At 68.8% G+C, this 21,930-nt stretch carries 27 protein-coding genes; 17 read left to right on the top strand and 10 right to left on the bottom strand.

Annotation, left to right across the window (positions count from 1 at the left end; genetic code table 11):
- Positions 1 to 19 precede the first annotated feature (19 nt).
- From JOE46_RS00395 to JOE46_RS00385, 3 genes are read left to right on the top strand one after another with little or no spacing between them, the layout of a single operon-like run.
- A complete protein-coding gene (locus JOE46_RS00395) occupies positions 20 to 1,096 on the top strand; it encodes an ABC transporter substrate-binding protein (RefSeq protein WP_209925862.1) in 1,077 nt (358 codons plus the stop codon).
- Positions 1,080 to 2,174, top strand: coding sequence for an HtaA domain-containing protein (locus JOE46_RS00390; protein ID WP_209925859.1), 1,095 nt, complete (start codon positions 1,080 to 1,082; stop codon positions 2,172 to 2,174). Before JOE46_RS00395 ends, JOE46_RS00390 begins: the two co-directional genes overlap by 17 nt.
- Before the next feature lie 2 nt (positions 2,175 to 2,176).
- Positions 2,177 to 2,668 carry an NUDIX domain-containing protein gene (locus JOE46_RS00385; protein WP_209925857.1) on the top strand — a complete coding sequence of 164 codons (492 nt, stop codon included), beginning with the start codon at positions 2,177 to 2,179 and terminating at the stop codon, positions 2,666 to 2,668.
- On the opposite strand, the gene JOE46_RS00380 is transcribed toward JOE46_RS00385, so the two are convergent.
- On the bottom strand, positions 2,640 to 3,023 hold the full coding sequence (locus tag JOE46_RS00380; protein WP_097213625.1) for a VOC family protein: 384 nt from the start codon (positions 3,021 to 3,023) through the stop codon (positions 2,640 to 2,642). The two genes, JOE46_RS00385 and JOE46_RS00380, sit on opposite strands and share 29 nt — an antisense overlap.
- 188 nt (positions 3,024 to 3,211) lie before the next feature.
- Here JOE46_RS00380 and JOE46_RS00375 point away from each other — a divergent pair, with 188 nt between their 5' ends.
- From JOE46_RS00375 to JOE46_RS00360, 4 genes are all read left to right on the top strand, one after another.
- Positions 3,212 to 3,718, top strand: coding sequence for a YbaB/EbfC family nucleoid-associated protein (locus JOE46_RS00375; protein WP_209925855.1), 507 nt, complete (start codon positions 3,212 to 3,214; stop codon positions 3,716 to 3,718).
- Positions 3,715 to 4,029 (top strand): WXG100 family type VII secretion target, encoded by a 315-nt coding sequence (locus JOE46_RS00370; protein ID WP_097213627.1) that lies wholly within the window; start codon positions 3,715 to 3,717, stop codon positions 4,027 to 4,029. The genes JOE46_RS00375 and JOE46_RS00370 overlap by 4 nt, the downstream gene beginning before the upstream one ends.
- Positions 4,029 to 4,898: a hypothetical protein gene (locus tag JOE46_RS00365; protein ID WP_097213628.1), complete on the top strand. Its 870-nt coding sequence runs from the start codon at positions 4,029 to 4,031 to the stop codon at positions 4,896 to 4,898. The genes JOE46_RS00370 and JOE46_RS00365 overlap by 1 nt, the downstream gene beginning before the upstream one ends.
- Positions 4,899 to 4,988: 90 nt before the next feature.
- Complete coding sequence (locus JOE46_RS00360) at positions 4,989 to 5,366, top strand: RDD family protein (RefSeq protein WP_245220874.1); 378 nt, start codon at positions 4,989 to 4,991, stop codon at positions 5,364 to 5,366.
- On the opposite strand, the gene nrdF is transcribed toward JOE46_RS00360, so the two are convergent.
- From nrdF to nrdH, 4 genes are read right to left on the bottom strand one after another with little or no spacing between them, the layout of a single operon-like run.
- Positions 5,363 to 6,337 (bottom strand): class 1b ribonucleoside-diphosphate reductase subunit beta, encoded by a 975-nt coding sequence (gene nrdF / locus JOE46_RS00355; RefSeq protein WP_097213630.1) that lies wholly within the window; start codon positions 6,335 to 6,337, stop codon positions 5,363 to 5,365. The two genes, JOE46_RS00360 and nrdF, sit on opposite strands and share 4 nt — an antisense overlap.
- Before the next feature lie 34 nt (positions 6,338 to 6,371).
- Positions 6,372 to 8,558, bottom strand: a complete 2,187-nt coding sequence (gene nrdE / locus JOE46_RS00350) for a class 1b ribonucleoside-diphosphate reductase subunit alpha (RefSeq protein WP_077041116.1) — start codon at positions 8,556 to 8,558, stop codon at positions 6,372 to 6,374.
- Positions 8,516 to 8,974, bottom strand: a complete 459-nt coding sequence (gene nrdI / locus JOE46_RS00345) for a class Ib ribonucleoside-diphosphate reductase assembly flavoprotein NrdI (protein ID WP_097213631.1) — start codon at positions 8,972 to 8,974, stop codon at positions 8,516 to 8,518. Before nrdI ends, nrdE begins: the two co-directional genes overlap by 43 nt.
- 23 nt (positions 8,975 to 8,997) lie before the next feature.
- Positions 8,998 to 9,231, bottom strand: coding sequence for a glutaredoxin-like protein NrdH (nrdH, locus tag JOE46_RS00340; RefSeq protein WP_077041114.1), 234 nt, complete (start codon positions 9,229 to 9,231; stop codon positions 8,998 to 9,000).
- 329 nt (positions 9,232 to 9,560) lie between these two features.
- Between nrdH and JOE46_RS00335 the strand changes: the two genes are divergently transcribed.
- Together JOE46_RS00335 and JOE46_RS00330 are read left to right on the top strand one after the other, a co-directional pair.
- Positions 9,561 to 10,382, top strand: coding sequence for a siderophore-interacting protein (locus tag JOE46_RS00335; protein WP_097213632.1), 822 nt, complete (start codon positions 9,561 to 9,563; stop codon positions 10,380 to 10,382).
- Positions 10,383 to 10,425: 43 nt separating this feature from the next.
- Positions 10,426 to 10,605: a hypothetical protein gene (locus tag JOE46_RS00330; protein ID WP_179800680.1), complete on the top strand. Its 180-nt coding sequence runs from the start codon at positions 10,426 to 10,428 to the stop codon at positions 10,603 to 10,605.
- 61 nt (positions 10,606 to 10,666) lie between these two features.
- Here JOE46_RS00330 and JOE46_RS00325 read toward each other — a convergent pair whose 3' ends face one another.
- Positions 10,667 to 11,230 carry an NAD(P)H-dependent oxidoreductase gene (locus JOE46_RS00325; RefSeq protein ID WP_097213633.1) on the bottom strand — a complete coding sequence of 188 codons (564 nt, stop codon included), beginning with the start codon at positions 11,228 to 11,230 and terminating at the stop codon, positions 10,667 to 10,669.
- Positions 11,231 to 11,352: 122 nt separating this feature from the next.
- Between JOE46_RS00325 and JOE46_RS00320 the strand changes: the two genes are divergently transcribed.
- On the top strand, positions 11,353 to 11,943 hold the full coding sequence (locus tag JOE46_RS00320; protein ID WP_209928886.1) for a TetR/AcrR family transcriptional regulator: 591 nt from the start codon (positions 11,353 to 11,355) through the stop codon (positions 11,941 to 11,943).
- Positions 11,944 to 11,952: 9 nt separating this feature from the next.
- Complete coding sequence (locus JOE46_RS00315) at positions 11,953 to 12,732, top strand: META domain-containing protein (protein ID WP_097213634.1); 780 nt, start codon at positions 11,953 to 11,955, stop codon at positions 12,730 to 12,732.
- Positions 12,733 to 12,743: 11 nt separating this feature from the next.
- Here the strand turns inward: JOE46_RS00315 and JOE46_RS00310 are convergent, their stop codons facing one another.
- A complete protein-coding gene (locus tag JOE46_RS00310) occupies positions 12,744 to 13,298 on the bottom strand; it encodes a nucleosidase (protein ID WP_097213635.1) in 555 nt (184 codons plus the stop codon).
- Positions 13,299 to 13,399: 101 nt separating this feature from the next.
- On the opposite strand from JOE46_RS00310, the gene nadE reads away from it, so the two are divergent.
- Positions 13,400 to 14,239: an ammonia-dependent NAD(+) synthetase gene (gene nadE, locus JOE46_RS00305; RefSeq protein WP_097213636.1), complete on the top strand. Its 840-nt coding sequence runs from the start codon at positions 13,400 to 13,402 to the stop codon at positions 14,237 to 14,239.
- A 4-nt stretch (positions 14,240 to 14,243) separates the two neighbouring features.
- Entirely contained in the window at positions 14,244 to 15,011 is a 768-nt protein-coding gene (locus JOE46_RS00300) for an SDR family oxidoreductase (protein WP_097213637.1), read from the top strand.
- On the opposite strand, the gene JOE46_RS00295 is transcribed toward JOE46_RS00300, so the two are convergent.
- Both JOE46_RS00295 and moaA read right to left on the bottom strand, forming a co-directional pair.
- Positions 15,012 to 15,311 (bottom strand): MoaD/ThiS family protein, encoded by a 300-nt coding sequence (locus JOE46_RS00295; RefSeq protein WP_097213638.1) that lies wholly within the window; start codon positions 15,309 to 15,311, stop codon positions 15,012 to 15,014.
- Positions 15,259 to 16,332 (bottom strand): GTP 3',8-cyclase MoaA, encoded by a 1,074-nt coding sequence (moaA, locus tag JOE46_RS00290; RefSeq protein ID WP_097213639.1) that lies wholly within the window; start codon positions 16,330 to 16,332, stop codon positions 15,259 to 15,261. The genes JOE46_RS00295 and moaA overlap by 53 nt, the downstream gene beginning before the upstream one ends.
- A gap of 100 nt (positions 16,333 to 16,432) precedes the next feature.
- Between moaA and glp the strand changes: the two genes are divergently transcribed.
- The 4 genes from glp (at position 16,433) to JOE46_RS00270 (ending at position 20,869) form a co-directional block, all read left to right on the top strand.
- Positions 16,433 to 17,623, top strand: a complete 1,191-nt coding sequence (glp, locus tag JOE46_RS00285; RefSeq protein WP_097213640.1) for a gephyrin-like molybdotransferase Glp — start codon at positions 16,433 to 16,435, stop codon at positions 17,621 to 17,623.
- A gap of 71 nt (positions 17,624 to 17,694) precedes the next feature.
- A complete protein-coding gene (gene moaCB / locus JOE46_RS00280; protein WP_097213669.1) occupies positions 17,695 to 18,660 on the top strand; it encodes a bifunctional molybdenum cofactor biosynthesis protein MoaC/MoaB in 966 nt (321 codons plus the stop codon).
- Complete coding sequence (locus JOE46_RS00275) at positions 18,653 to 19,066, top strand: molybdenum cofactor biosynthesis protein MoaE (protein WP_097213670.1); 414 nt, start codon at positions 18,653 to 18,655, stop codon at positions 19,064 to 19,066. The genes moaCB and JOE46_RS00275 overlap by 8 nt, the downstream gene beginning before the upstream one ends.
- A gap of 261 nt (positions 19,067 to 19,327) precedes the next feature.
- Entirely contained in the window at positions 19,328 to 20,869 is a 1,542-nt protein-coding gene (locus tag JOE46_RS00270; protein ID WP_097213641.1) for a DEAD/DEAH box helicase, read from the top strand.
- A 3-nt stretch (positions 20,870 to 20,872) separates the two neighbouring features.
- Here the strand turns inward: JOE46_RS00270 and JOE46_RS00265 are convergent, their stop codons facing one another.
- Positions 20,873 to 21,928, bottom strand: a complete 1,056-nt coding sequence (locus JOE46_RS00265; RefSeq protein ID WP_097213642.1) for a GTP-binding protein — start codon at positions 21,926 to 21,928, stop codon at positions 20,873 to 20,875.
- Between the last annotated feature and the right edge of the window lie 2 nt (positions 21,929 to 21,930).

Below are 21,930 nucleotides of genomic sequence, written 5' to 3'. Positions count from 1 at the left end.
AGCTCAGGAGGACCCCCACATGCGTAAGCCTCATCTCGTCCGCCGCGTCGTGCCCGCGGCCCTGCTCACGGCGTCGGCCGTGCTGCTCGCCGCGTGCGGCGGGTCCGGCACCGACGACGCCGCCGACGGCATCGTGCGCAGCACCACCACCGTCGCGGGCGCGGGCGTGCTCGGCAACGACCGAGATACCGAGAACGTCTGCGGCCCAACCGCTCCCGTGGACCCCGCGGGCGTGACGGGCACCACCCGCAAGGTCGTGCACGCGGCGGGCGAGACCGAGATACCGGCGGATCCGCAGCGGATCGTGGTGCTCGACACGGACAAGCTCGACACCGTCTGCGCGCTTGGCCTGCAGGACCGGCTGGTCGGCGCCGCGGTGACCGGGGCGGTCGGGTCCCAGCCCGAGTACCTCGGGCCGACGATCGCGGGCGTCGAATCGGTCGGGACGGTGCAGGAACCGGACATCGAGAAGATCGCGACTCTCAAGCCGGACCTCATCCTGGGCTCGAAGTTCCGCACACCGGAGCTGTACCAGCAGCTGAGCGCGGTCGCCCCCACCACGTTCACCGAGAAGGTCGGCACGACGTGGAGGGACAACCTGCTCCTCGACGGCGCAGCGCTCGGCCGCGGCGCGGCCGCCCGCCAGGCCCTCGACGACTACCAGGGCGCCGCCACCGCGACGGGCAACACCCTCGACTCCTCCCAGACGCAGGCCTCGGTGGTCCGCTTCATGCCCGGCGCCATCCGGATCTACGGGCCGGACAGCTTCTCGGGCCAGGTCCTCGCCGATGCGGGCGTCCAGCGCCCGACCTTCCAGCGCCTCGAGGACGCCAAGGACAAGCGCTTCGCGGAGCTCAGCGAGGAGCAGCTGAGCAATGCCGAGGGCGACGTCATCTACGTGAGCTTCTACGGCGACGAGGCCAGGGGCCAGGGCGTCGAGGTCATGAACGGCGGTCTGTGGCAGGGCCTTGGCGCCGTCAAGGACAAGCGCGTGTTCACGGTGGACGACGAGATCTGGATGACCGGCATCGGTGTGATCGCCGCCCGCGGCATCCTCACCGACCTGGAGGCCTCGCTCAATGGCTACGTCAACTAGGCGCCGCGGCGCCCTCCCCGCGCTCGCGGCCGCGCTGATCGGGTCGCTGACGTGGGCGGCCCCGGCCGCTGCGGCGCCTGCCGAACCGACCGGGCACGCCAGGATCGAACTGTTCGCCGCCGACGGCACCACCGCGCTCGGCGACACCGCCGTGCACGAGGGTGACCGGATCGTGGTGCGCGGCACCGGGTTCGATCCGCAGGCCAACACCGGCGGACTGCCGGTACCGGTGCCGCCCGGCGTCCCGCACGGCACCTTCGTCGCATTCGGTGCGTTCGCCCCGCAGTGGCGTCCGTCCGAGGACGCACCGGCGCAGGCCCGGGTCGGGCAGCAGCGCTCGGCCACCGCGTGGGTGATGTCCGAAGACGCACTGAACCGGGTTCCGGACGCACCCTTCGATTTTCGTCGCACCATCCGTCAGCAGTGGGTCCCCCTCGCGGGCGACGGTTCCTTCACCGCCACGCTCACGGTGAAGAAGCCGGCGGGCGCAGCCCCCGACGCGGTCTACGGGGTGTACACCTACGCCGCCGCGGACGCCGTCAACGCCGCGGAGGAGCTGTCCGTCCCTGTGAACTTCGACCCGGCTCCCGGGCCGAACGCGCCGACGCCGCCGGCGCAGGACCTGCTGTGGGCCCTCGCGCCCGGCTACACCGAGCTGGTGCAGCGCGGCACCCAGGGTTCGGTTGTGGTCAGCGACGGCGGGACGGTCCGCAAGGACGGCCGCCTCGCGTTCGAGCTCGAGTCCGCCGACGTCGATCCCTCGAGCGGCCACGGCACCGTTCGCTATCGGGGCACCGTGGTCTCCTTCACCCGCTTCCACCTCGCGGAGATCGCGCTGGCCGATCCGTGGATCGAGTTCACGCCCGAGGGCACGTTCCTGTCCGCGGAGACCTCCGAGGGCAACATGGTCGGCACCGACGCCATGACCCGGATCCGGTTCGCGCAGTTGGACGTTCCTGCTAACGCGGGCGTGTCCGAGTTCACCGATGTTCCCGCCCGGTTCGCGGCACCGCTGCAGCCGAGCATCCTGCTGCCGTACTCCGGCGGGCAGGCCGCCCCGGTCACCTTCCGGTACTAGCCGTGGCGATCCCCCGGTTCGTCAGCGACCTCCGCGCTCACGTCGGACACGCCCCGTTGTGGCTGTCCGGCGTGAGCGCGGTCGTCGTCGACGATACGGGGCGAATCCTGTTGACCCGCAGGGCCGACAACGGGTTGTGGGCGGTGGTCTCCGGCATCCTCGAACCCGGTGAGGAACCCGGCCCTGCGGCTCTCCGCGAGATCCTCGAGGAGACCGGGGTCGAGGCGGACCTCGTGCGCATCACCAGCGTCGACACCGCCGGGCCGATCACCTACCCGAACGGGGACGTCGCCAGCTACCTCGACGTCTGCTTCCTGGCACGACACACCGCGGGCGAGGCGCGCGCCGCCGACGAGGAGAACCTCGAGGTCGCCTGGTTCGCGCCGGACGCGGTGCCCGCGGACCTCACCGACAGCTCGACGCGGCGCATCGAGAAGGCCCTCCGCGACGTGCCCGAGGCATGGTTCAGCCGGCGTTCTCCCACAGACCCATGATGTTGCCCTCGGTGTCCTTGAAATAGGCCGCGAACCCCATCTCACCGACCGGCTGCTTCTCCCCGACCGTCGACCCGCCCAACTCGGCGATCTTGGCCAGGGCGGCGTCGATGCTCGGCACGTCGATGGTGATCACCGGCCCCTTCGGATACTCCGGGACGCGCTCGAACATGCCGCCGCCGATGTAGCCGGGTTCCGCGGGCATCCCCGACTCCGCGGCGGGCCCGGTCGAGACGATCGTGTAGCTCATCTCGGGCATCTCGACGGTGTTCCATCCGAACGCCTGCTGGTAGAACGTCCTCGCCCGGTCCCCGTCGTCGAACGGGACCTCGAAGTGCACAACTTTTCCACTCATCGCCGCCTCCTCACCTGGGTGAATCCGACGTCCTCGACGCTAGACCTGATCCCCACGCAGGTGAAGGCATTTCGATTTCGGGTGGGCGCCCGATGAATGCCGTCTCCTCGACAACGCGATAATGTTCAGCTGCTCGGTCACGTGTGGTCGAGCACCGCTGGGGGCGGGCAACATCGCACGGGGGGCAGATGAACGAGGACAGTGCGCAGGATCTGCACGCACGGGGAAATGCACTGCAAGATCAGATCGACTCGATGCTGGACACTCTCGATCGGCAAGCCCGAGACCTGAGCGGGGCACGGGCACAGATTGCCCAGCTTCGCCTGCGCGGCGAATCGGTCGACAGACTCGTTCGCGTCGAGACGGATTCGACGGGCTCGGTGTTGAGCGTCGACATCTCACCGGATGCGTTCCGCCGGTCGACGCCGGACTCCCTTGCACTGTCGGTCGCAGACGCGGCACGCGACGCCGCCGCTTCCGCACAACGAGAAATGATGCGACTCATGGGGTCGGTTGTCGCTGCCGGCCACGAGGTGCCCGACCTGCCGGACCTCGTTCCCGGAGCCCCGAGCCTTCGCGACCTGCTTCCGAGGCTCGGGACAGAAGACAGCCCCGGCGACCCGGCCGCGGACCTTCAGGACGACGCGGACGACTACTACCGGGGCGGATCGATTCTCGAGGATCCCCGACGGTGAGCGGCAATGTGTGGGTCGACCCCGACCACCTTCGCAACCAGGCGCCGCGACTCGATGAGCTGGCGGAACGCACGGCAGGCATCCTTGCGGCCCTGCGTGCGGTCATCGCGAGCGAGGGTTCTTGCTGGGGAGAGGACGAGACCGGTATGGCATTCGCGGGCGGTTATCTGCCGGGTGCCGAGGTCGGCGAGGAGAGCATCGGCTTCGCGGCGGCGGCGATGGAGCAGATCGGAACAGGGCTCCGGGCCACGGCGGACGCCTTCGAGAACACCGACCGGACATCCAGTGCCGGCTTCGACGGGATCTCCTGATGGGTATCGAGGTTCCGGGCAGTGTGCGGTGGCTGTCCGAGACCGTGGTCGGATCCGACTGGCCCGATGCGGACGAAACCGCGATGCTGCGCCTTGCACACGGTTGGTACGAGGCAGCTTCGTCCCTGGGCGAGGTGACAGACGAGAGCGACGCGGTGATCCGGACTGCCCTCGGCGGGATCGAGGGCGATGTGAGCATCGCGATCGCGGACCGCTGGGCGAGGATCGGCCCCGAGGGGGCTCTCACGGAGATCATCGCGCTGTGCAGCGCACTCGGGGAGTCCCTCGAGGGTGCGTCCGAGGACGTGCGGATCGCGAAGCTGACGATCATCGCCGCACTCGTTGCGCTGGCGGTCGAGTTGGCGGCGATCGCTGCCGCAACGATCATGACTGCCGGTGCTGCGAGTCCCGCAGCTGTCGTCGCGCAGACCGCCACCCAGATCGCAGTCCGGATGGCCATCAAACAGCTGGTCCTCTCCTTGCTCAGGCGGGCCGCGGTCGGCGCGGCAAAGGGTGCCGCGATCGGGGCGGGCCTCGAGGCGCTCAAAGAAGCGGGCCTGCAGACCTACGAAATCCACCGGGATCGTCGCGACGGCTACGACTGGGGCGATGTCGCCGAGTCGGGCGGCCAGGGTGCCGTCAAGGGCACTGTGAGCGGCGCGCTCAACGGCGCGATGGGCATCGGTCTGCTCGACCCACGCAAACTGCTGACCGGGCAGGCGGGTGCCGAGGTCCAAGGCGCGACCGTCGGGGAAACCCGATTCACCGATGCCCTCATCGCGGAGGTCGCGGCGTCCACGGGGATCGACGAAGGCATCGCCGAGAAGCGGCGCGAGTTCGATGAACTACTCGACAGATTGGGGCCATGACCGATGGGCACACCCGGTTACGGAACAGGTAGCCCGCCACTTCAGGCGACGCGCGGAGCATCGGGAGACCCCCGATACCCGTCGCCGAGGATGCTACGTCGATACATCGCATTCGTCATCGACTTCGTACTGCACGTCGGGATCGCGTTCGGGGTGTACGCAGCATGCGATGCGATCGCCGACCTGTCGGCGTTGGCGTTGCCCGCGGCAGCCCTTGCATGGGTGACAGCGTCCTTCGTCCACCGCGTGATCATCCAGCGGATCTTCCACACGACCGCGGGCAAGGCCCTGTGTGGGTTGGTGATGATCAGGTCTGACGACGGGCGCTGGCCCACAGCCGGATTCCTGGTGAAGTGGTGGCTGATCGGCGTGGTCGTGATCTTCATCGACAACATGGCACCGACTGACGAGAACGGATTCCCGCCAGCCGTGCGACGGTGCGATGTGGAGGCGCTGGGCGCCCGCTAGAAGTCCCAGTCCTCGTCCTCGGTGTTCACGGCCTTGCCGATCACGTAGGAGCTGCCCGACCCGGAGAAGAAGTCGTGGTTCTCGTCCGCGTTCGGGGACAGCGCCGACAGGATCGCCGGGTTCACGTCGGTCTCGTCCTTCGGGAACAGTCCCTCGTAGCCGAGATTCATCAGCGCCTTGTTGGCGTTGTACCGCAGGAACTTCTTGACGTCCTCGGTGAGCCCGACCTCGTCGTAGAGGTCCTGGGTGTACTCGACCTCATTGTCGTACAGCTCGAAGAGCAACTCGAAGGTGTAGTCCTTCAGGTCGTCGCGCTCGGCCTGGTTGAGCTGCTCGAGGCCCTTCTGGTACTTGTATCCGATGTAGTACCCGTGCACGGCCTCGTCGCGGATGATCAGCCGGATCAGGTCGGCGGTGTTGGTGAGCTTGGCCCGCGAGGACCAGTACATCGGCAGGTAGAAGCCCGAGTAGAACAGGAACGACTCGAGCAGCGTCGAGGCGACCTTGCGCTTGAGCGGATCTTCGCCACGGTAGTAGTCCATGACGATCTGCGCCTTGCGCTGCAGGTTCGGGTTCTCCTCCGACCAGCGGAAGGCGTCGTCGATGTCGCGGGTCGAGCACAGCGTCGAGAAAATCGAGCTGTAGCTCTTCGCGTGCACCGACTCCATGAACGCGATGTTGGTGTACACCGCCTCCTCGTGCGGGGTGATCGCGTCCGGGATCAGGCTGACGGCACCGACGGTGCCCTGGATCGTGTCCAGCAGCGTCAGGCCGGTGAAGACCCGCATGGTCAGCTGCTTCTCGTTCGGAGTCAGGGTGTTCCACGACGGGATGTCGTTGGACACCGGGACCTTCTCCGGCAGCCAGAAGTTACCGGTGAGGCGATCCCACACCTCGGCGTCCTTCTCGTCGGGGACGCGGTTCCAGTTGATCGCCGACACCCGGTCGATCAGCTTGATCTTCTCGCTCACGATTCCCTCACTCCATTCGAGCCGTACGCCACGGTCACAGCATGCACGAGACGCAACCCTCGACCTCGGTGCCCTCCAGGGCCATCTGACGCAACCGGATGTAGTACAGCGTCTTGATGCCCTTGCGCCACGCGTAGATCTGGGCCTTGTTGATGTCCCGGGTGGTGGCGGTGTCCTTGAAGAACAACGTCAGCGACAGGCCCTGGTCCACGTGCTGGGTGGCCGCGGCGTAGGTGTCGATGATCTTCTCGTACCCGATCTCGTAGGCATCCTGGTAGTACTCCAGGTTGTCGTTCGTCAGGTAGGGCGCCGGGTAGTAGACGCGGCCGATCTTGCCTTCCTTGCGGATCTCGATCTTCGACGCCACCGGGTGGATGGAGCTGGTGGAGTTGTTGATGTAGGAGATCGATCCGGTCGGCGGGACCGCCTGCAGGTTCTGGTTGTAGATGCCGTGCTGCTGCACGGACGCCTTCAGCTCACGCCAGTCGTCCTGGGTCGGGATGTGCAGGCCCGCATCGGCGAACAGCTGCCGCACCCGCTCGGTCGCAGGCTCCCACACCCGGTCGGTGTACTTGTCGAAGAACTCACCGGAGGCGTACTTGGACTCCGGGAAGCCCGCGAAGTACGTGCCGCGCTCCTTGGCGATCTCGTTGGACGCCCGGATCGCGTGGAACACCACTGTGTAGAAGTAGATGTTCGTGAAGTCGATGCCCTCGTCGGAGCCGTAGTGGATCCGCTCGCGCGCCAGGTATCCGTGCAGGTTCATCTGCCCGAGACCGATGGCGTGGCCGTCGTCGTTCGCCTTCCGGATCGACGGGACGGAGTCGATGGAGGTCTGGTCGGCGACGGCGGTCAGCGCGCGGATCGACGTCTCGATGGTCTGCGCGAAGTCCGGCGAGTCCATCGTCTTGGCGATGTTCAGCGAACCGAGGTTGCAGGAGATGTCCTTGCCGATGTGGCTGTAGGACAGGTCGTCGTTGAACGTCGACGGCGTGGAGACCTGCAGGATCTCCGAGCACAGGTTCGAGTGGGTGACCTTGCCCGCGATCGGGTTCGCGCGGTTCACCGTGTCCTCGTACATGATGTACGGGTACCCGGACTCGAACTGCAGCTCGGCGACGGTCTGGAAGAACTCGCGCGCCTTGATCTTCGACTTGCGGATGCGCTTGTCGTCGACCATCTCGTAGTACTTCTCGGTGACGTTGATGTCCGCGAACGGCTTCCCGTAGATCCGCTCCACGTCGTACGGCGAGAAGAGGTACATGTCCTCGTTCTTCTTCGCCAGCTCGAAGGTGATGTCGGGGATGACCACGCCGAGGGACAGCGTCTTGATGCGGATCTTCTCGTCCGCGTTCTCCCGCTTGGTGTCGAGGAAGCGGTAGATGTCCGGGTGGTGCGCGTGCAGGTACACCGCGCCTGCGCCCTGACGCGCGCCGAGCTGGTTGGCGTACGAGAACGAGTCCTCGAGCAGCTTCATGATCGGGATGACGCCCGAGCTCTGGTTCTCGATCTTCTTGATCGGGGCGCCGTGCTCGCGAACGTTGCTGAGCAGCAACGCGACTCCGCCGCCGCGCTTGGACAGCTGCAGGGCGGAGTTGATGGAGCGACCGATCGACTCCATGTTGTCCTCGATGCGGAGCAGGAAGCAGGACACGGGCTCGCCGCGCTGCTTCTTGCCCGAGTTGAGGAACGTCGGGGTGGCCGGCTGGAACCGGCCGGCGATGATCTCGTCGACCAACTGGGTCGCCAGGTGCTCGTCACCGGCGGCGAGGGTGAGCGCGACCATGCAGACGCGGTCCTCGAACCGCTCCAGGTACCGCTTACCGTCGAAGGTCTTGAGCGTGTAGGAGGTGTAGTACTTGAAGGCGCCGAGGAACGTCGGGAAGCGGAACTTCTTCGAGTAGGCGTGGTCGATCAGCGACTTGACGAACTCACGGCTGTACTGGTCGAGGACCTCGGGCTCGTAGTAGTTCTCCTTGACCAGGTAGTCCAGCTTCTCGTCCAGGTTGTGGAAGAAGACGGTGTTCTGGTTGACGTGCTGGAGGAAGTACTGGTTCGCGGCCTCGCGGTCCTTGTCGAACTGGATCTCGCCATTCGGGCCGTACAGGTTCAGCATCGCGTTGAGCGCGTGGTAGTCGAGCTCCCCCGCGGACGCGTCGGGTCGTGCCGCAGCGCGCTCTACACTCGCTGCCGGGGCTGCGTCTGTGATTGTCGGTGCCACTGTTCACTCTCCATGAATTGTTCGAGCCCGTCCCGGACTGCTACTACGTCTTCGGCGGTACCCATGAGCTCGAAGCGGTACAGGTACGGAACCTTGCACTTCTGCGAAATCACGTTTCCGGCATAGCAATACGACTCGCCGAAGTTCGTATTGCCGGCAGCGATCACCCCGCGGATGAGGGAGCGATTGTGCTCGTTGTTGAGGAATCTGATGACCTGCTTGGGCACATAACTCGTGTCGCGACCCGTCGCGGTGATCCCGCCCCCATAGGTCGGCAGGATCAGGACATACGGCTCATCGACCTCGAATGCGCCTTCGCGGTCATGCAGCGGAATGCGCGCTGCCGGGACACCCAGCTTCTGCACGAAGCGGTGGGTGTTCTCCGACGCGCTGGAGAAGTAGACCAGCGATGTCACAGCCGATCATCTCCGTGTGGTCTTCAGGCGGCGGCCGCGACGAGCGACTTGATCCGGTCCGGACGGAAACCCGACCAGTGATCCTCGCCCGCCACCACGACGGGGGCCTGCAGGTAACCCAGGGCCATCACGTAATCGCGGGCCTCCGAGTCCTCGGTGATGTCGATGACGGAGTACTCGATACCGGCCTTGTCGAACGCCCGGTAGGTCGCATTGCACTGAACGCACGCCGGCTTGGTGTAGACGGTGATGCTCATGTAAGTCCCTCTTTCTCTGGCTTACGGAACTGATGGTCAGTGACGCGGAAGATCATGTGGATCCCACCTACTGGACAGCGCTCCGGCCTGTGTTTCTCGACCGTTCCGGCTATGCCCTCTCGGTGTTCTAGACACTACACCTAGTGTCCGACATATCCATATAACGCGAGATGTTGTGAACCACATCCTTGAAATTCCCAGGTCGTAAGGCATCTGACCCCGCCACAAACGACCCGTCTCGGCGTGTCGCAGGTCACATTTCCGCCTTGCGGTGCGCGGCGCTTCCCCTCTGTGCATGCGGTCGGTGGCGACGGGCCTAGGGTGGGGCGGTGCCGACCGCCGAGGATCCCCAATTCCACGCCGCGGTGGTGTCGACCACCCACCTGTCCCCCAGCCTGCGCCGAATCCGATTCGCGCTCGCGGACCCCGCCGCGTTCGCCTCCAGCGGCGATCCCGACGAGCGACTGCTCGTCGAGTTCGGCGAGGACCACTGGCGCAGTTACACCGTGCGCCGCTGGGACTCCGGCACCGGCAACGTCGACATCGACTTCGCGGTGCATGCGGGCGGGCGGGCCGCCGAGTGGGCGCGGGCGGCCGAGCCGGGCGAGCCGGTCCGACTGTCCCACCCGAAGGGCTGGTACCGGCCGCCGCAGGACGCGCGCTGGCAGCTGCTGCTCGCGGACCTCAGCGCGCTGCCCGCCGCTGCTCGCATCATCGAGAACCTGCCGCCCGGCACCGGCGCCCACCTGGTCGCCGAGATCCCGGAGCCGGCCGACGAGCAGGACTGGGCCACCGACGCGGAGCTGACGGTGACCTGGCTGCACGACACCGGCAACGGCCGCACCCCGAGCGCACTGCCGGAGTGGCTGCGCGCGCACCGGCTCCAGGACGGCCCCGGCTACATCTGGTCGGCGGGCGAGACGGGCGCCTCGCGGCAGATCCGCAGGCACGTCCGCCGCGAGCTGGGCTGGGCGGCGGATCGATTCGACATCATGGGCTACTGGCAGGCGGACAAGGAACGCTGGCTGGCGCGGTACGCGGAGGTCGAGCCGCAGATCGAGGCGCTCACCATCAGCGAGCTGTCGGCCGGCCGCAGTATCGACGAGGTCCGCGACGCCGTCGACGACGCCCTCGAGCAGGCCGGGCTGTAGCCAGGATCGGGTCCTTGAGCTCGTCACCGAGCACGGCGGCCGGGTGCTGCAGCGGGCCCGCACCGACGGCACCGGGGATCAGCCCATGGAGATCCAGCTGTTCACGTTCGAATCCCAGTCGGCGTTGGACGGGTACATGCAGGACGAGCGCAGGCTCGCTCTCGCCGACGAACGCGACCGGGTTGTCGAACGCACCGCGATGATGCGGGTCACGCTCGATTGACCATGCACACGGGCCCGGGCGATGCGTGATGCACCGCCCGGGCCCGAATGGGAAAGATGCGTCAGGCGTCGACGAGCACCTTCGTGGCGTTCACCAGGTCGGCGACGACCTTGGCGAGCTGCGCCGAGACCTCGGCGTTCTCGCTGGCGTGCTTGTCGCCGAACTTCTCGAAGGCACCGCCGATGACGAGCGCGGTGTCCTCGACCACCTTGCCGCCCGCGATCCCGACGGCCTTGGTGGTGTCCTCGTGGGCCCACTTCGCGCCGTTGGCGCTCGGCGAGGCGCTGATCACGGCGACCGGCTTGCCCGCGATGGCACCGACGCCGTAGGGCCGGGAGATCCAGTCGATGGCGTTCTTGAGCACGGCGGGAATGGTCCCGTTGTACTCGGGCGTCACCAGCAGGAGGGCGTCGGCGGCACCGGCGGCCGCGCGCAGCGCCTCCACGCTGTCGATGGTGCCCGGGACGTCGATGTCCTCGTTGTAGAAGGGCACCTCGGCCAGGCCCTCGTACACCGTGACGTTCGCGCCCTCGGGTGCGACACCGACGGCGGTCTCGGCGAGCTGACGGTTGACGGAGGCGGCGCGCAGGCTGCCGACCAGGACGAGAACGTTGGCTTCAGACATTGGAGACTTCCTTCGATGATCCGGGGGCGCTTGCCGTTCTAGGTATATCAGCTAAGCGGACTACGGTCCACTTATATTCCGGGGAGGGTACGATCGGCCTCGTGCAGACCACCCCGATCCAGATGGCCGACCAGCCCGAGGCCGAACGGTGCGACGCCGTGCGCAACCGCGCGTTGCTGCTGAACGCCGCCGCCGCGCTGGTCGCGGAGCGGGGCGCGGACGCCGTGACGATGGATGCGGTCGCCGCGAAGGCCGGTGTGGGCAAGGGCACAGTGTTCAGGCGGTTCGGCAGCCGGTCCGGTCTGATGCAGGCCCTCCTCGACCACACCGAGCAGGAACTGCAGCACGCCTTCATGTACGGGCCGCCGCCACTTGGTCCCGGCGCCGAGCCCATCGACCGCCTCGTCGCCTTCGGCCGGGCCCGCATCTCGCTCGTGGACCTCAGCGGCGACACCCTCCGCGCGGTGGAGGACTCCCCCGAACTCCGCTTCGGCAGCGCCCCGCGCCAGGTCAGCCTCACCCACGTAGCGATGCTGCTGCGCGCGGCGGGCACCGAGGGCGACATCCCACTGCTCGCCCACAGCCTGCTCGCGCCCCTCGAGGCCTCGCTGGTCATGTACCAGATCCGCACCATGCACATGCCGATCGAGCGGATCGCCGACGCCTGGGAGCACCTGGTCCGACGGGTCACGGCACGCCCGGCGGGTCACTAGGCTCCTGGCATGCGCCTTCGCCGTGTAGCCGGACTCGCCCTGCTCGCCGCCGCCCTCCTCACCGCCTGCAGTGCGGAGAGCGCCTCGACGCCGAACGGTGAGGACCTGCAGGGACGGACCTTCATCTCCACCGAGGTCACGGGCACCCCGATCCCCGGCGGCGGGCCGCTCACCGTCGAGTTCGTGGAACCGGACAGGATCTCCATGACCGCCGGCTGCAACCGCGGCAACGGCACGGTCGACCTGTCCGACGGCAAGGTCGTCACCGGACCGATCGCGACCACCATGATGGCCTGCGTCGGCGACACCGCAGGCGCCGACGCGTGGATGACCTCGCTGTTCGAGGCAGATCCGGCCTGGAGGCTCGACGGCGACACCCTCACGCTGACCACGAGCGACACCTCGGTCGCCCTGGTCGACAAGAAGGTAGCCACCCCGGACCGTCCGATCACCGGGACCACCTGGGTCGTCGACCAGTTGATCAGCCCGAGCGCGGTCACCACGTCGGTCGCCCTCGAGACCGCCGCCCCCACCCTGCTGATCGCCGAGGACGGCTCGGTCAGCGGATCAACCGGGTGCAACCGGATGACCGGCACCGCCCAGATCGCCGGAGACAAGGTGACCTTCGGCCCGCTCGCGACCACCAGGATGGCGTGCGAGCCCGACGTCGCCGAGGTCGAGCGGGCGGTACTGAACGTGCTCAGCGGCGAGACCACCTTCACCGTCGACGCGGACCGGGCCCGCGTGATGCAGGCGGACGGCGACGGACTGGGCCTGCGCGCCCAGTAGCGACGGCGGCGCTACAGGTTCTCGGTCAACCAGGTCGCGAGGATCCGGGCGCTCGCGTCCACCTGGGCAGGCCAGTCCATGGCCGATTCGTCGGCGCGATCGCTGACGTGCTTGACGATTCGGCACCCGACGCCCATCCGCGCGCAGGCCGCCGCCACCGCGAAGCCCTCCATGTCGACGAGGTCGGCCCTGGTCGCGAGCGCGTCCCGCACGACCGCATCGGAGATGAACACATCACCGGTCGCGAGCACCGAATCGTCGCCGTCGGGGAGCGTTATCCGGTCCGTCACCGGGTGTCCGAGCGAGCGCAGCACGTCCGCGCTGATGTCGTGATTGAGCACGGCCGACGGTACGAACAGACCGGCATGATGCTCGTGCAGCGCCCCCGCGGTGCCGATGTTGACCACCGCCGGGCGATCGTCGGATCGGTACCGCGCGAGCGCCTCCGTGACCGCGACCGCCGCGGCGACCTTCCCGATCCCGGTGACGACCACCTCGAATCCGTCTGGCACGTATGCGGCCTCCCCCTCGGTGGCGGACACGACGAGAAACCTGGGCGCGGTCACATTGGGCACGCGTGGCACTGTATCGCCCGCCCGACCGGCCGCCGTCCGGGTCCCCGCGCGCACCCGCGCGCACACCGCCGACCGTCGCTAGAGTGACGCGCATGGCGAATCTCCGTGCGGAAATCCTGCAAGAACTCGGCGCGAAGCCGACCATCGACGCCGAGGCTGAGGTGCGCGCGCGCGTCGACTTCCTCAAGGGCTACCTGCGCTCCACTCCTGCCAAGGGATTCGTCCTCGGGATCAGCGGCGGCCAGGACAGCACCCTGGCGGGCCGGCTGGCGCAACTGGCGGCCGCCGAGCTGCGCGAGGAGGGCCACGACGCCGAGTTCGTCGCGGTCCGATTGCCGTACGGCGTGCAGGCCGACGAGCACGACGCCCAGACCTCGCTCGAGTTCATCAAGCCGGACCGCTCGGTGACCGTGAACATCAAGCCGAGCACCGACGCCGCGGCCACCGAGAGCGCAGGGGGTCTCGCCGAGATCATCGGGCACGACGGCGAGCTGCGGGACTTCGTGCGCGGCAACATCAAGGCCCGCGAGCGGATGGTGATCCAGTACGCCATCGCCGGACAGCTCGGCCACCTGGTTATCGGCACCGACCACGCCGCGGAGGCGATCACCGGTTTCTTCACCAAGTACGGCGACGGCGGCGTCGACCTCACGCCGCTCACCGGTCTGAGCAAGCGACAGGGCGCCGCGCTGCTGCAGCATCTCGGTGCCCCCGCAAGCACCTGGGCCAAGGTCCCCACCGCCGACCTCGAGGACCACAGGCCGGCGTTGCCCGACGAGGAGGCACTCGGCCTGCGCTACAGCGAGATCGACGACTACCTCGAGGGCAAGGAGGTGACCGCGGCGGTGGCCGAGAAGCTCGAGTCCATGTACCTGGGCACCCGGCACAAGCGCTCGGTCCCCGTGTCACCGCTCGACGACTGGTGGAAGTGACGCGATGAGCACCGTCCTGGTCGCGGGCGGCACCGGCACCGCGGGCGCGGCGGCGGTCGCCGAACTCCGCGCGCGCGGGCATCGGGTGCTGACACTGAGCAGGCACGCCCCCGAGGGGCCCGCCGCCGACCACGTCACCGCCGACCTGCTCACCGGCGAGGGCCTGCCCGCGGCGCTCGACGGCGTCGACGCGGTGATCTCCGCGGTGAACGGCCAGACCCGGCGGACCAGGCCTGTGTTCACCACTGGCGCCAGGAACCTGGCGCGCGCCGCCGAGGCGGCGGGTGTGCGACGAGTCGTGCTGCTGTCGATCGTCGGTGTCGACCGGGTGCGGTTCTCCTACTACGAGGCGCTGACCGAGCAGGAGGGCATCTACTCCGACTCCGGCCTGGACGTCCGGATCGTGCGATCCACCCAGTTCCACCAGCTGCTGCGGTCCATCTTCGCCACGACCGCGCGGTTCGGGGTGATCCCGGCGGTCCGCGGCGCCCGCTTCCAGCCGATCGACCCGACGGACCTGGCCCGCGCCCTCGCGGACGCCGCGCTGACCGAGTCCACCGACGACGGCAGGATCGAGGTCGGCGGTCCGGAGGTACAAACGATGCGTGAGCTGGCCGAGTCCTGGAAGCGCGCAACCGGCAGCCGGGCCCTGGTGCTCCCTGTTCCGCTCCCCGGCGCACCCGGCCGTTTCCTGCGCGCCGGGCTGAACCTGACCCCGGAAAACCGCTACGGCGCTGTCACATTCGACGAGTGGCTTGCCGCCGAGGGCTGATCAGCCGCCTGCGAACGGGGGCAGCACGTCGACACGCGACGCGGCCACCAGGGCGAGGTCGCGGGTCAACTCGTCGTCCTGCAGGAACGCGGCGACCGTCAGCACCCGCTCCATCTTGGGCCCGTGCCGCTCGACGAGCACGGACCTCAGCGCACCGAGGTCGGCACCCGCACCGATCCGCACGGATTCCTCGGTGCACCCGGCCGCTTCCGCCGCCGCCGCGAAATAACGCACCAGAATCGCCTGTTCAGCCACCGATCGCCCCCATGCTGCGTTGCGGCGGTTCGAAACCCTCCGCATTGATCCCGTGACCAGCCCACTTGTTCCACATCGCGCCCCGCCACAACTGTGCGAGGTCGTCGTCGCTCGCGCCCGAGCGCAACCCCGCGCGGAGGTCGATCTCGTCGTCGCTGAACAGGCAGGACCGGACCGTCCCCTCCGCGGTGAGCCTGGTCCGGTCGCAGTCGCCACAGAAATTCCTGGTGACCGAGGCGATGATGCCGACCGTGGCAGGGCCGCCGTCCACCAGCCATTCCTCTGCCGGGGCGGACGGATCGCCCGGGCGTCCCACCGCGGTCAGCTCGAAGCGCTCGCCCAGCACCTCCAGCAACCGGGTCGCGGCGATCATGGAGTCGCGGGCCCAGGCGTGGTCGGCGTCGAGCGGCATCTCCTCGATGAACCGGAGCTGACAGCCCTCCGAGAGGCACCACTCCAGCAGATCGGCTGCGCCGCCGAGGGTCTCCGGCATCAGCACGGCATTGATCTTCATCGGCGCAAGGCCCGCCGCGGCCGCAGCGCGGATACCCGCCAGCACCGAGGGCAGGCGGTCACGACGGGTGAGTTCGGCGAAGTGTGCCCGGTCGATCGAGTCGAGGGACACGTTCACGCGGGTCAGACCGGCGGCGGCAAGCGCCTCGGCGCGGTGCTCGAGGCCGACCGCGTTGGTGGTCATCGACAGCGGGATGCCCGGCACAGCCGCCGCACAGCCGGCGATCATCTCCTCGAGGTCGGGACGCATCAGCGGCTCGCCGCCGGTGAACCGGACCTCCCGGACACCGAGCTCCTCGACGGCGATCCGGACCAGCCGGACGATCTCCGCCGCGGTCAGCAACCGCTCGCGCGGGATCGCGGGCAGGCCCTCGGCGGGCATGCAGTAGGTGCAGCGCAGCGAGCACTTCTCGGTGATCGACACGCGCAGGTCCCTGGCCACCCGGCCGAACCGGTCGACCAACTCGGGGACGTCCGGGCGATCGGCGATCGACGGGTGGCTGTTGCGGACGCGCGGCAGCCCCATCTGGACCGGCCTGACGGTCGCAGTCATCGCGTCATCAGCTCTGCCACCCCACCAGTATGCGGCCAACACGGGTTGCTCGTCGCGCCGAGCGCCTGCCTAGGATTGGCCCCATGCCGCAGGAAACGCCATGACCAGCAGATCTGTCGAGGAGCACTCCGCCGAGGTGCAGCGCCTCCTCGCGCCGCTGCTGGCGCCGACCGTCGAGGACGTCGCCGTCACCGAGGCACTCGGACGGGTGCTGGGCGCCGACGTGCGCTCGCCGCTGGATCTCCCGCTCTTCCGCAACTCCCAGATGGACGGGTTCGCGGTCGCCGCCGCCTCGCTGACCGGGGTGCCGGTGACCCTGCCGGTCACGGGGACCATCGCGGCGGGTCCCGCCGAGCCTGCCCCGCTCGCCCCTGGCAGCGCGGTCCGGATCATGACCGGGGCCGTGATCCCGGCGGGCGCGGACGCCGTCGTCCCGGTCGAGGACACCGAGGCCGACGCCACCAAGGACATGGTGACCATCCGGGTGCCGCGCCGGGCGGGCGAGTACGTCAGGGAGGCCGGCACCGATGTACGGACGGGCGATCTGCTGCTGGCGGCGGGCACCCCGCTCGCTGCACGGCACCTGTCGTTGTTCGCGGCGGTCGGCCTCGCCACCGTCCCGGTCCTGCGCCGCCCGCGGGCGGCGGTCATCGCGACCGGTGCGGAATTGGTCCGCGCGGGCGAGCCGCTGCGGCCGGGACAGATCTACGAATCCAACTCAGTGGCACTGGCCGCGAGCCTGACGGCGAACGGCGCTGACGTGGTGTTCGTGGAACGCAGCGACGACGACCTCGCCGTGTTCGATGAGATCCTGCGCCGCGCAACCGCTTCCGCGGATCTGGTGATCACCTCCGGCGGGGTGTCGATGGGCGACTTCGAGGTGGTGCGCGAGGTGCTGACGCCGCTGGGCGGCTGGTTCGGGCACACCACCATGCAGCCGGGCGGGCCACAGGGCCTGGCCGAGATCGACGGCGTCCCGGTACTGAACTTCCCGGGGAACCCGGTGAGCACGATGGTCTCCTTCGAGGTGTTCGTGAAGCCGCTGCTTCGCCGGGCCGCGGGCCTGCCCGCCGTCCCCCTGGAGGAACTCGTGCTGACCGAGCCGATCACCTCGATCCAGGGCAGACGCCAGTTCCTGCGCGGCCGACGGGTCGACGCGGGCGTCGCCCTCGAGTCCGGGCCTGGCTCACACCTGGTCGGGGCGCTGGCCCGCGCGGATGTCCTGATCGACATCCCCGAGAATGTGACGACAATGAAGGCGGGAGACAACGTGCGGGTGTGGCCACTGTGATCGACGAACCGACGACAAACGGCCCGGCGGCGAACGAGCTGACTCATCTCGACGGCGAGGGCCGCGCGCGCATGGTCGACGTCAGCGCGAAGGCCACCACCACCCGGATCGCGGTGGCGGGCGGCGAACTGCAGACCACCGCCGAGGTGATCGCCCTGGTCCGCGCCGACGGCATGCCCAAGGCGGACGTGCTCTCGACCGCCCGGATCGCGGGCATCGCGGGCGCCAAACGCACCTCCGAGCTGATCCCGCTGTGTCATCAGCTGTCGCTGTCCTCGGTGAAGATCGAGTTCGGGTTCACCGAGGACACCATCACGGTCGAGGCCACCGCCAAGACCACCGGGCAGACCGGCGTCGAGATGGAGGCGCTGACCGCGGTCGCCGTGGCAGGCCTGACGCTGCACGACATGGTCAAGGCCGTCGATCCCGCCGCCACCATGAACGGTGTGCGATTGCTGACCAAGGAGGGCGGCAAGCGCGGGCACTGGGTTCGCCCCGATGCCGTCGAATCCGAGGGCGAGGCCGAGGCCGATGCCCACGACGAAACCCCCACGGCCGGACCTGGATCCGCCGTGGTCCTGGTCGCCTCCACCGGTGGCGCCCGCGGTACCCGGGAGGACACCACCGGACCGGTTCTCGCGGAATGGCTGACCGCGCAGGGCCTCTCGGTGCGCGGTCCCCTGGTGTACGCCGACGCCGACATCGCCGCCGGGCTGGCCGACGCGCTCACCGGTGCACCGGCGCTCGTGGTGACCACCGGCGGCACGGGCACGTCCCCCACCGACCAGACCCCGGAGGCCACCCGCGCCGTGCTGGACCGGGAGCTGCCCGGACTCGCGGAGGCCATGCGCCGCAAGGGGTCCGAGAAGACCCCGTACGCCTCGCTCAGCCGGGGGCTGTCCGGTTTGTCCGGCCGCACCGTGGTGGTCAACCTGCCGGGATCACCTGGTGGTGTCCGCGACGGCATGTCGGTACTCGAACCGATCCTGGAACACCTGCTGGCGCAGGTTGCGGGCGGAGGTATGCACGATGCGTGAGCTACTCGCTCTCATCTCGACCGAGCCCATCGACCAGGCCGCGGTGGACGCGGCGGTCGCGGGACCCGAGCACGGTGCGGTGGTGCTGTTCAGCGGCGTGGTGCGCAACCACGATGGCGGACAGTCGGTCTCGGCACTGGAGTATCAGGCGCACCCGGACGCCCAGCGCTTCCTGCGCGAGTGCTGCGAGCAGGTGTCCGCCGAGACCGGGCTCCCGGTCGCGGCCGTGCACCGGGTGGGCCCCCTGGTCGTCGGGGACCTGGCGCTGGTCGCCGCGGTCGCGGCGCCGCACCGCGCGGAGGCCTTCGCGGCCTGCTCGGTTCTGGTCGAACGCATCAAGGCGGAGGTGCCGATCTGGAAGCGGCAGCACTTCGCCGACGGCGTCACCGAATGGGTTGGGCTGTAGAGGTGTGACGCAGCCGACGGTCGGAGCGGTCCGATCGTCGGCTATCCTGGGTGACACCTGGCGCGGCTGTATGCGCGCCAAACGTCGTGGAACGCTTCCTCAACGAACTCGTTGATCGGTGCACCCAGCACGAGCTCTTCTTACGGCGATCGATTTTGCCCACCGGCAATCTCGCCATCTTGTGCTGACAGACGTGTGGATCCTTTCGATTCCCCGTGCGTCGAACAGTGCAACCCGATGCCTGAAAGGCACTCGACCCACATGACGAAATCCTTTGCTGAACTCGGCGTGCGCGAACCCCTCATGAGGGCGCTCGCCGACGGCGGCATCACCTCTCCCTTCCCGATCCAGGTCGACACCCTGCCGGACACCCTTGCCGGCCGCGACGTGCTCGGACGGGGCAAGACCGGCAGCGGTAAGACGCTCGCGTTCTCCATCCCGATGGTCGCCCGCCTCGCCGGTGACCTGGCGGGCGGCAAGCGTCGCCCGGGCCGCCCCCTCGGCCTCGTCCTTGCCCCGACCCGCGAGCTCGCCACCCAGATCACCGCGACGCTCGAGCCCCTCGCCGGCGCCTACGACCTGCGCGTCACCACCATCTTCGGCGGCGTCTCGCAGCACCGTCAGGTGCAGGCCCTCAAGGCGGGCGTCGACATCGTCGTGGCCTGCCCCGGCCGCCTCGAGGACCTGATGAAGCAGAAGTTCGTCTCCCTCGACGCCGTCGAGATCACCGTCCTCGACGAGGCCGACCACATGGCCGACCTGGGCTTCCTGCCCGTCGTGACGCGGATCCTCGCGGCCACCCCGACTCAGGGACAGCGGCTGCTGTTCTCCGCGACCCTCGACAACGGCGTGGACAAGCTGGTCAAGCGCTTCCTGCACAACGAGGTGCTGCACTCGGTGGACGAGGCCAACTCGCCCGTCGCCGCGATGACGCACCACGTGTTCGACGTGCACGGCGTCGACGCCAAGAAGGACCTCGTGCACAAGCTGGCGTCCGGCACCGGCCGCCGGATCCTGTTCATGCGCACCAAGCACCAGGCCCGCAAGCTGGCGCGTCAGCTCACCGAGGCCGGTATCCCCTCGGTTGACCTGCACGGCAACCTGTCGCAGGCCGCGCGTGACCGCAACCTGGCCGCGTTCTCCGCAGGCGAGGCCCGCGTCCTGGTCGCGACCGACGTCGCGGCGCGCGGGGTGCACGTCGACGATGTGGAGCTGGTCGTGCACGTGGACCCGCCCGCGGAGCACAAGGCGTACCTGCACCGCTCCGGCCGCACCGCGCGCGCGGGCAGCGCGGGCGACGTCGTGACCGTGGTGCTGCCCGAGCAGCGCAAGGACCTCGCCATCCTCATGCGCAAGGCCGCCATCAAGGTGACCCCGCAGCAGGTGACGGCGGACTCCGATCCGGTCAACGCGCTGGTCGGCGAGATCGCGCCGCACGTCATCCCGGCACCCAAGCCCGCCACCCAGCCGCAGGGCCAGGGCGGCGGCGGCCGCCGTGGCGGCGCAGCCGGTGCCGGTCAGCGTCGTGGCGGCGCCCAGGGCGGCGCTCGCAGCGGCGGCGGCCAGGGCGGCACCCGTGGCGGCGGTGCGCAGGGCGGCGGCCGTGGCCGCGGACAGTCCGGTTCCGGGACCGGCCGCAGCGGCGAGGGTGCCGCCACCGGCGGCGGTCGGGGCTCGGGTGGCCGCGGGCGCGGCCAGGGTTCCGGGCAGCCCACCGTGATGTACAGCAGCGAGACGCCGGGATCCGGCGGCTCGCAGGGCGGCGGCAGCAATCAGCGCCGCAGGCGCGCCACGCGTCCCTAGGTTCTAGTTCTCCACCACGTAGCGGTGCACGCCGGTCATGGCCGCCGCGGCGGTGCCGTGCGATTGCGCGGCACCGCTTTCGTGTATCCGGACACACTCGTCGATGCGCCGCCGCAGCGCGTCCACGTCGATGCCGGAACCGATCAGCACCAGTTCGGTGACGCGCGCCGCTCCCCTGCCCCATGGGCCCGTCTCGAACCGGATGTGTCTGCCGACGGTCTGCAGCGTGTACCGCTGGGTGTGTCCGGGAATGCCGAAGTACACAAAGCCTTTGACTCGATACAGGCCGGGTGGCGGATCCTCCAGCAGACGGGTCAGGGCCCGAGGGTCCATCGGCCGGTCGCTGGTGAACGTCACGGCCTCGTAGCGGTCGTGCAGATGATCATGGCCGTCACAGTCGTGGTCGTGCGGATCGGCGAGCAGTTCGTCGAGACTGAGCTGACGCGGACCGTCGTCGACCCGGGCCACCTCGTCGAAGAGCAACCTCGGATCGATGCGGCCGTGCGCGGTGGGCAGCACCGGCGCCCGGCCGCCCAGCTCCCCGACGCGGGCCAGCACCGACTGCAGGTCGTGCTCGGAGATCCGGTCGGTCTTGTTGAGTACCAACAGGTCCGCCATCCGCACGTGAAGATCCAGCTCGGGGTTGGCCACCCTGGTGTCCTCGAACTCCACGGCGTCGACCAGCACCACCAGCCCGCCGTAGACGATGCGCGGATTCTCACTGCCGAGCACGAGGCGGACCATGTTCCGCGGCTCCGCCAGCCCGCTGGCCTCGACGACGATCACGTCGATGTCCGAGCGAGGGTGGGCCAGCCGGTCGAGCATCGAGTCCATCTCGCTCACGTCCACCGCGCAGCACAGGCAGCCGTTGCTCAGCGAGACCATCGAATCGACCTGGCCCGCCACCATCATCGAGTCGATGTTGACGGCGCCGAAGTCGTTGACGATGACGCCGATCCGCACGCCGCGGTTGTTGCGCAACAGGTGGTTGAGCATGGTGGTCTTGCCTGCACCGAGGAATCCCGCGACCAGGACCACCGGTATCAATCGCTTTGCCACAC

It is taken from the genome of Rhodococcus sp. PvR099, from assembly GCF_017833315.1.
Taxonomy (GTDB): Bacteria; Actinomycetota; Actinomycetes; order Mycobacteriales; family Mycobacteriaceae; genus Rhodococcus_G; species Rhodococcus_G oryzae.
The sequence above is the reverse complement of the archived record's forward strand: the minus strand, read 5'-3'. Positions and strand labels throughout refer to the sequence as shown.

Excerpts from the sequence above, each read along its gene's own strand:
- moaCB (WP_097213669.1), top strand. The coding sequence starts at position 17,695 with ATGGTCGACGTCAGCGCGAAGGCCACCACCACCCGGATCGCGGTGGCG.
- JOE46_RS00270 (WP_097213641.1), top strand. The coding sequence starts at position 19,328 with ATGACGAAATCCTTTGCTGAACTCGGCGTGCGCGAACCCCTCATGAGG.
- moaA (WP_097213639.1), bottom strand. The coding sequence starts at position 16,332 with ATGACTGCGACCGTCAGGCCGGTCCAGATGGGGCTGCCGCGCGTCCGC.
- nadE (WP_097213636.1), top strand. The coding sequence starts at position 13,400 with ATGGCGAATCTCCGTGCGGAAATCCTGCAAGAACTCGGCGCGAAGCCG.
- JOE46_RS00365 (WP_097213628.1), top strand. The coding sequence starts at position 4,029 with ATGGGTATCGAGGTTCCGGGCAGTGTGCGGTGGCTGTCCGAGACCGTG.
- JOE46_RS00300 (WP_097213637.1), top strand. The coding sequence starts at position 14,244 with ATGAGCACCGTCCTGGTCGCGGGCGGCACCGGCACCGCGGGCGCGGCG.
- JOE46_RS00360 (WP_245220874.1), top strand. The coding sequence starts at position 4,989 with ATGCTACGTCGATACATCGCATTCGTCATCGACTTCGTACTGCACGTC.
- JOE46_RS00325 (WP_097213633.1), bottom strand. The coding sequence starts at position 11,230 with ATGTCTGAAGCCAACGTTCTCGTCCTGGTCGGCAGCCTGCGCGCCGCC.
- JOE46_RS00375 (WP_209925855.1), top strand. The coding sequence starts at position 3,212 with ATGAACGAGGACAGTGCGCAGGATCTGCACGCACGGGGAAATGCACTG.
- JOE46_RS00295 (WP_097213638.1), bottom strand. The coding sequence starts at position 15,311 with ATGCGGAGGGTTTCGAACCGCCGCAACGCAGCATGGGGGCGATCGGTG.
- JOE46_RS00380 (WP_097213625.1), bottom strand. The coding sequence starts at position 3,023 with ATGAGTGGAAAAGTTGTGCACTTCGAGGTCCCGTTCGACGACGGGGAC.
- JOE46_RS00395 (WP_209925862.1), top strand. The coding sequence starts at position 20 with ATGCGTAAGCCTCATCTCGTCCGCCGCGTCGTGCCCGCGGCCCTGCTC.
- JOE46_RS00275 (WP_097213670.1), top strand. The coding sequence starts at position 18,653 with ATGCGTGAGCTACTCGCTCTCATCTCGACCGAGCCCATCGACCAGGCC.
- JOE46_RS00390 (WP_209925859.1), top strand. The coding sequence starts at position 1,080 with ATGGCTACGTCAACTAGGCGCCGCGGCGCCCTCCCCGCGCTCGCGGCC.
- JOE46_RS00320 (WP_209928886.1), top strand. The coding sequence starts at position 11,353 with ATGGCCGACCAGCCCGAGGCCGAACGGTGCGACGCCGTGCGCAACCGC.
- JOE46_RS00315 (WP_097213634.1), top strand. The coding sequence starts at position 11,953 with ATGCGCCTTCGCCGTGTAGCCGGACTCGCCCTGCTCGCCGCCGCCCTC.
- nrdH (WP_077041114.1), bottom strand. The coding sequence starts at position 9,231 with ATGAGCATCACCGTCTACACCAAGCCGGCGTGCGTTCAGTGCAATGCG.
- glp (WP_097213640.1), top strand. The coding sequence starts at position 16,433 with ATGACCAGCAGATCTGTCGAGGAGCACTCCGCCGAGGTGCAGCGCCTC.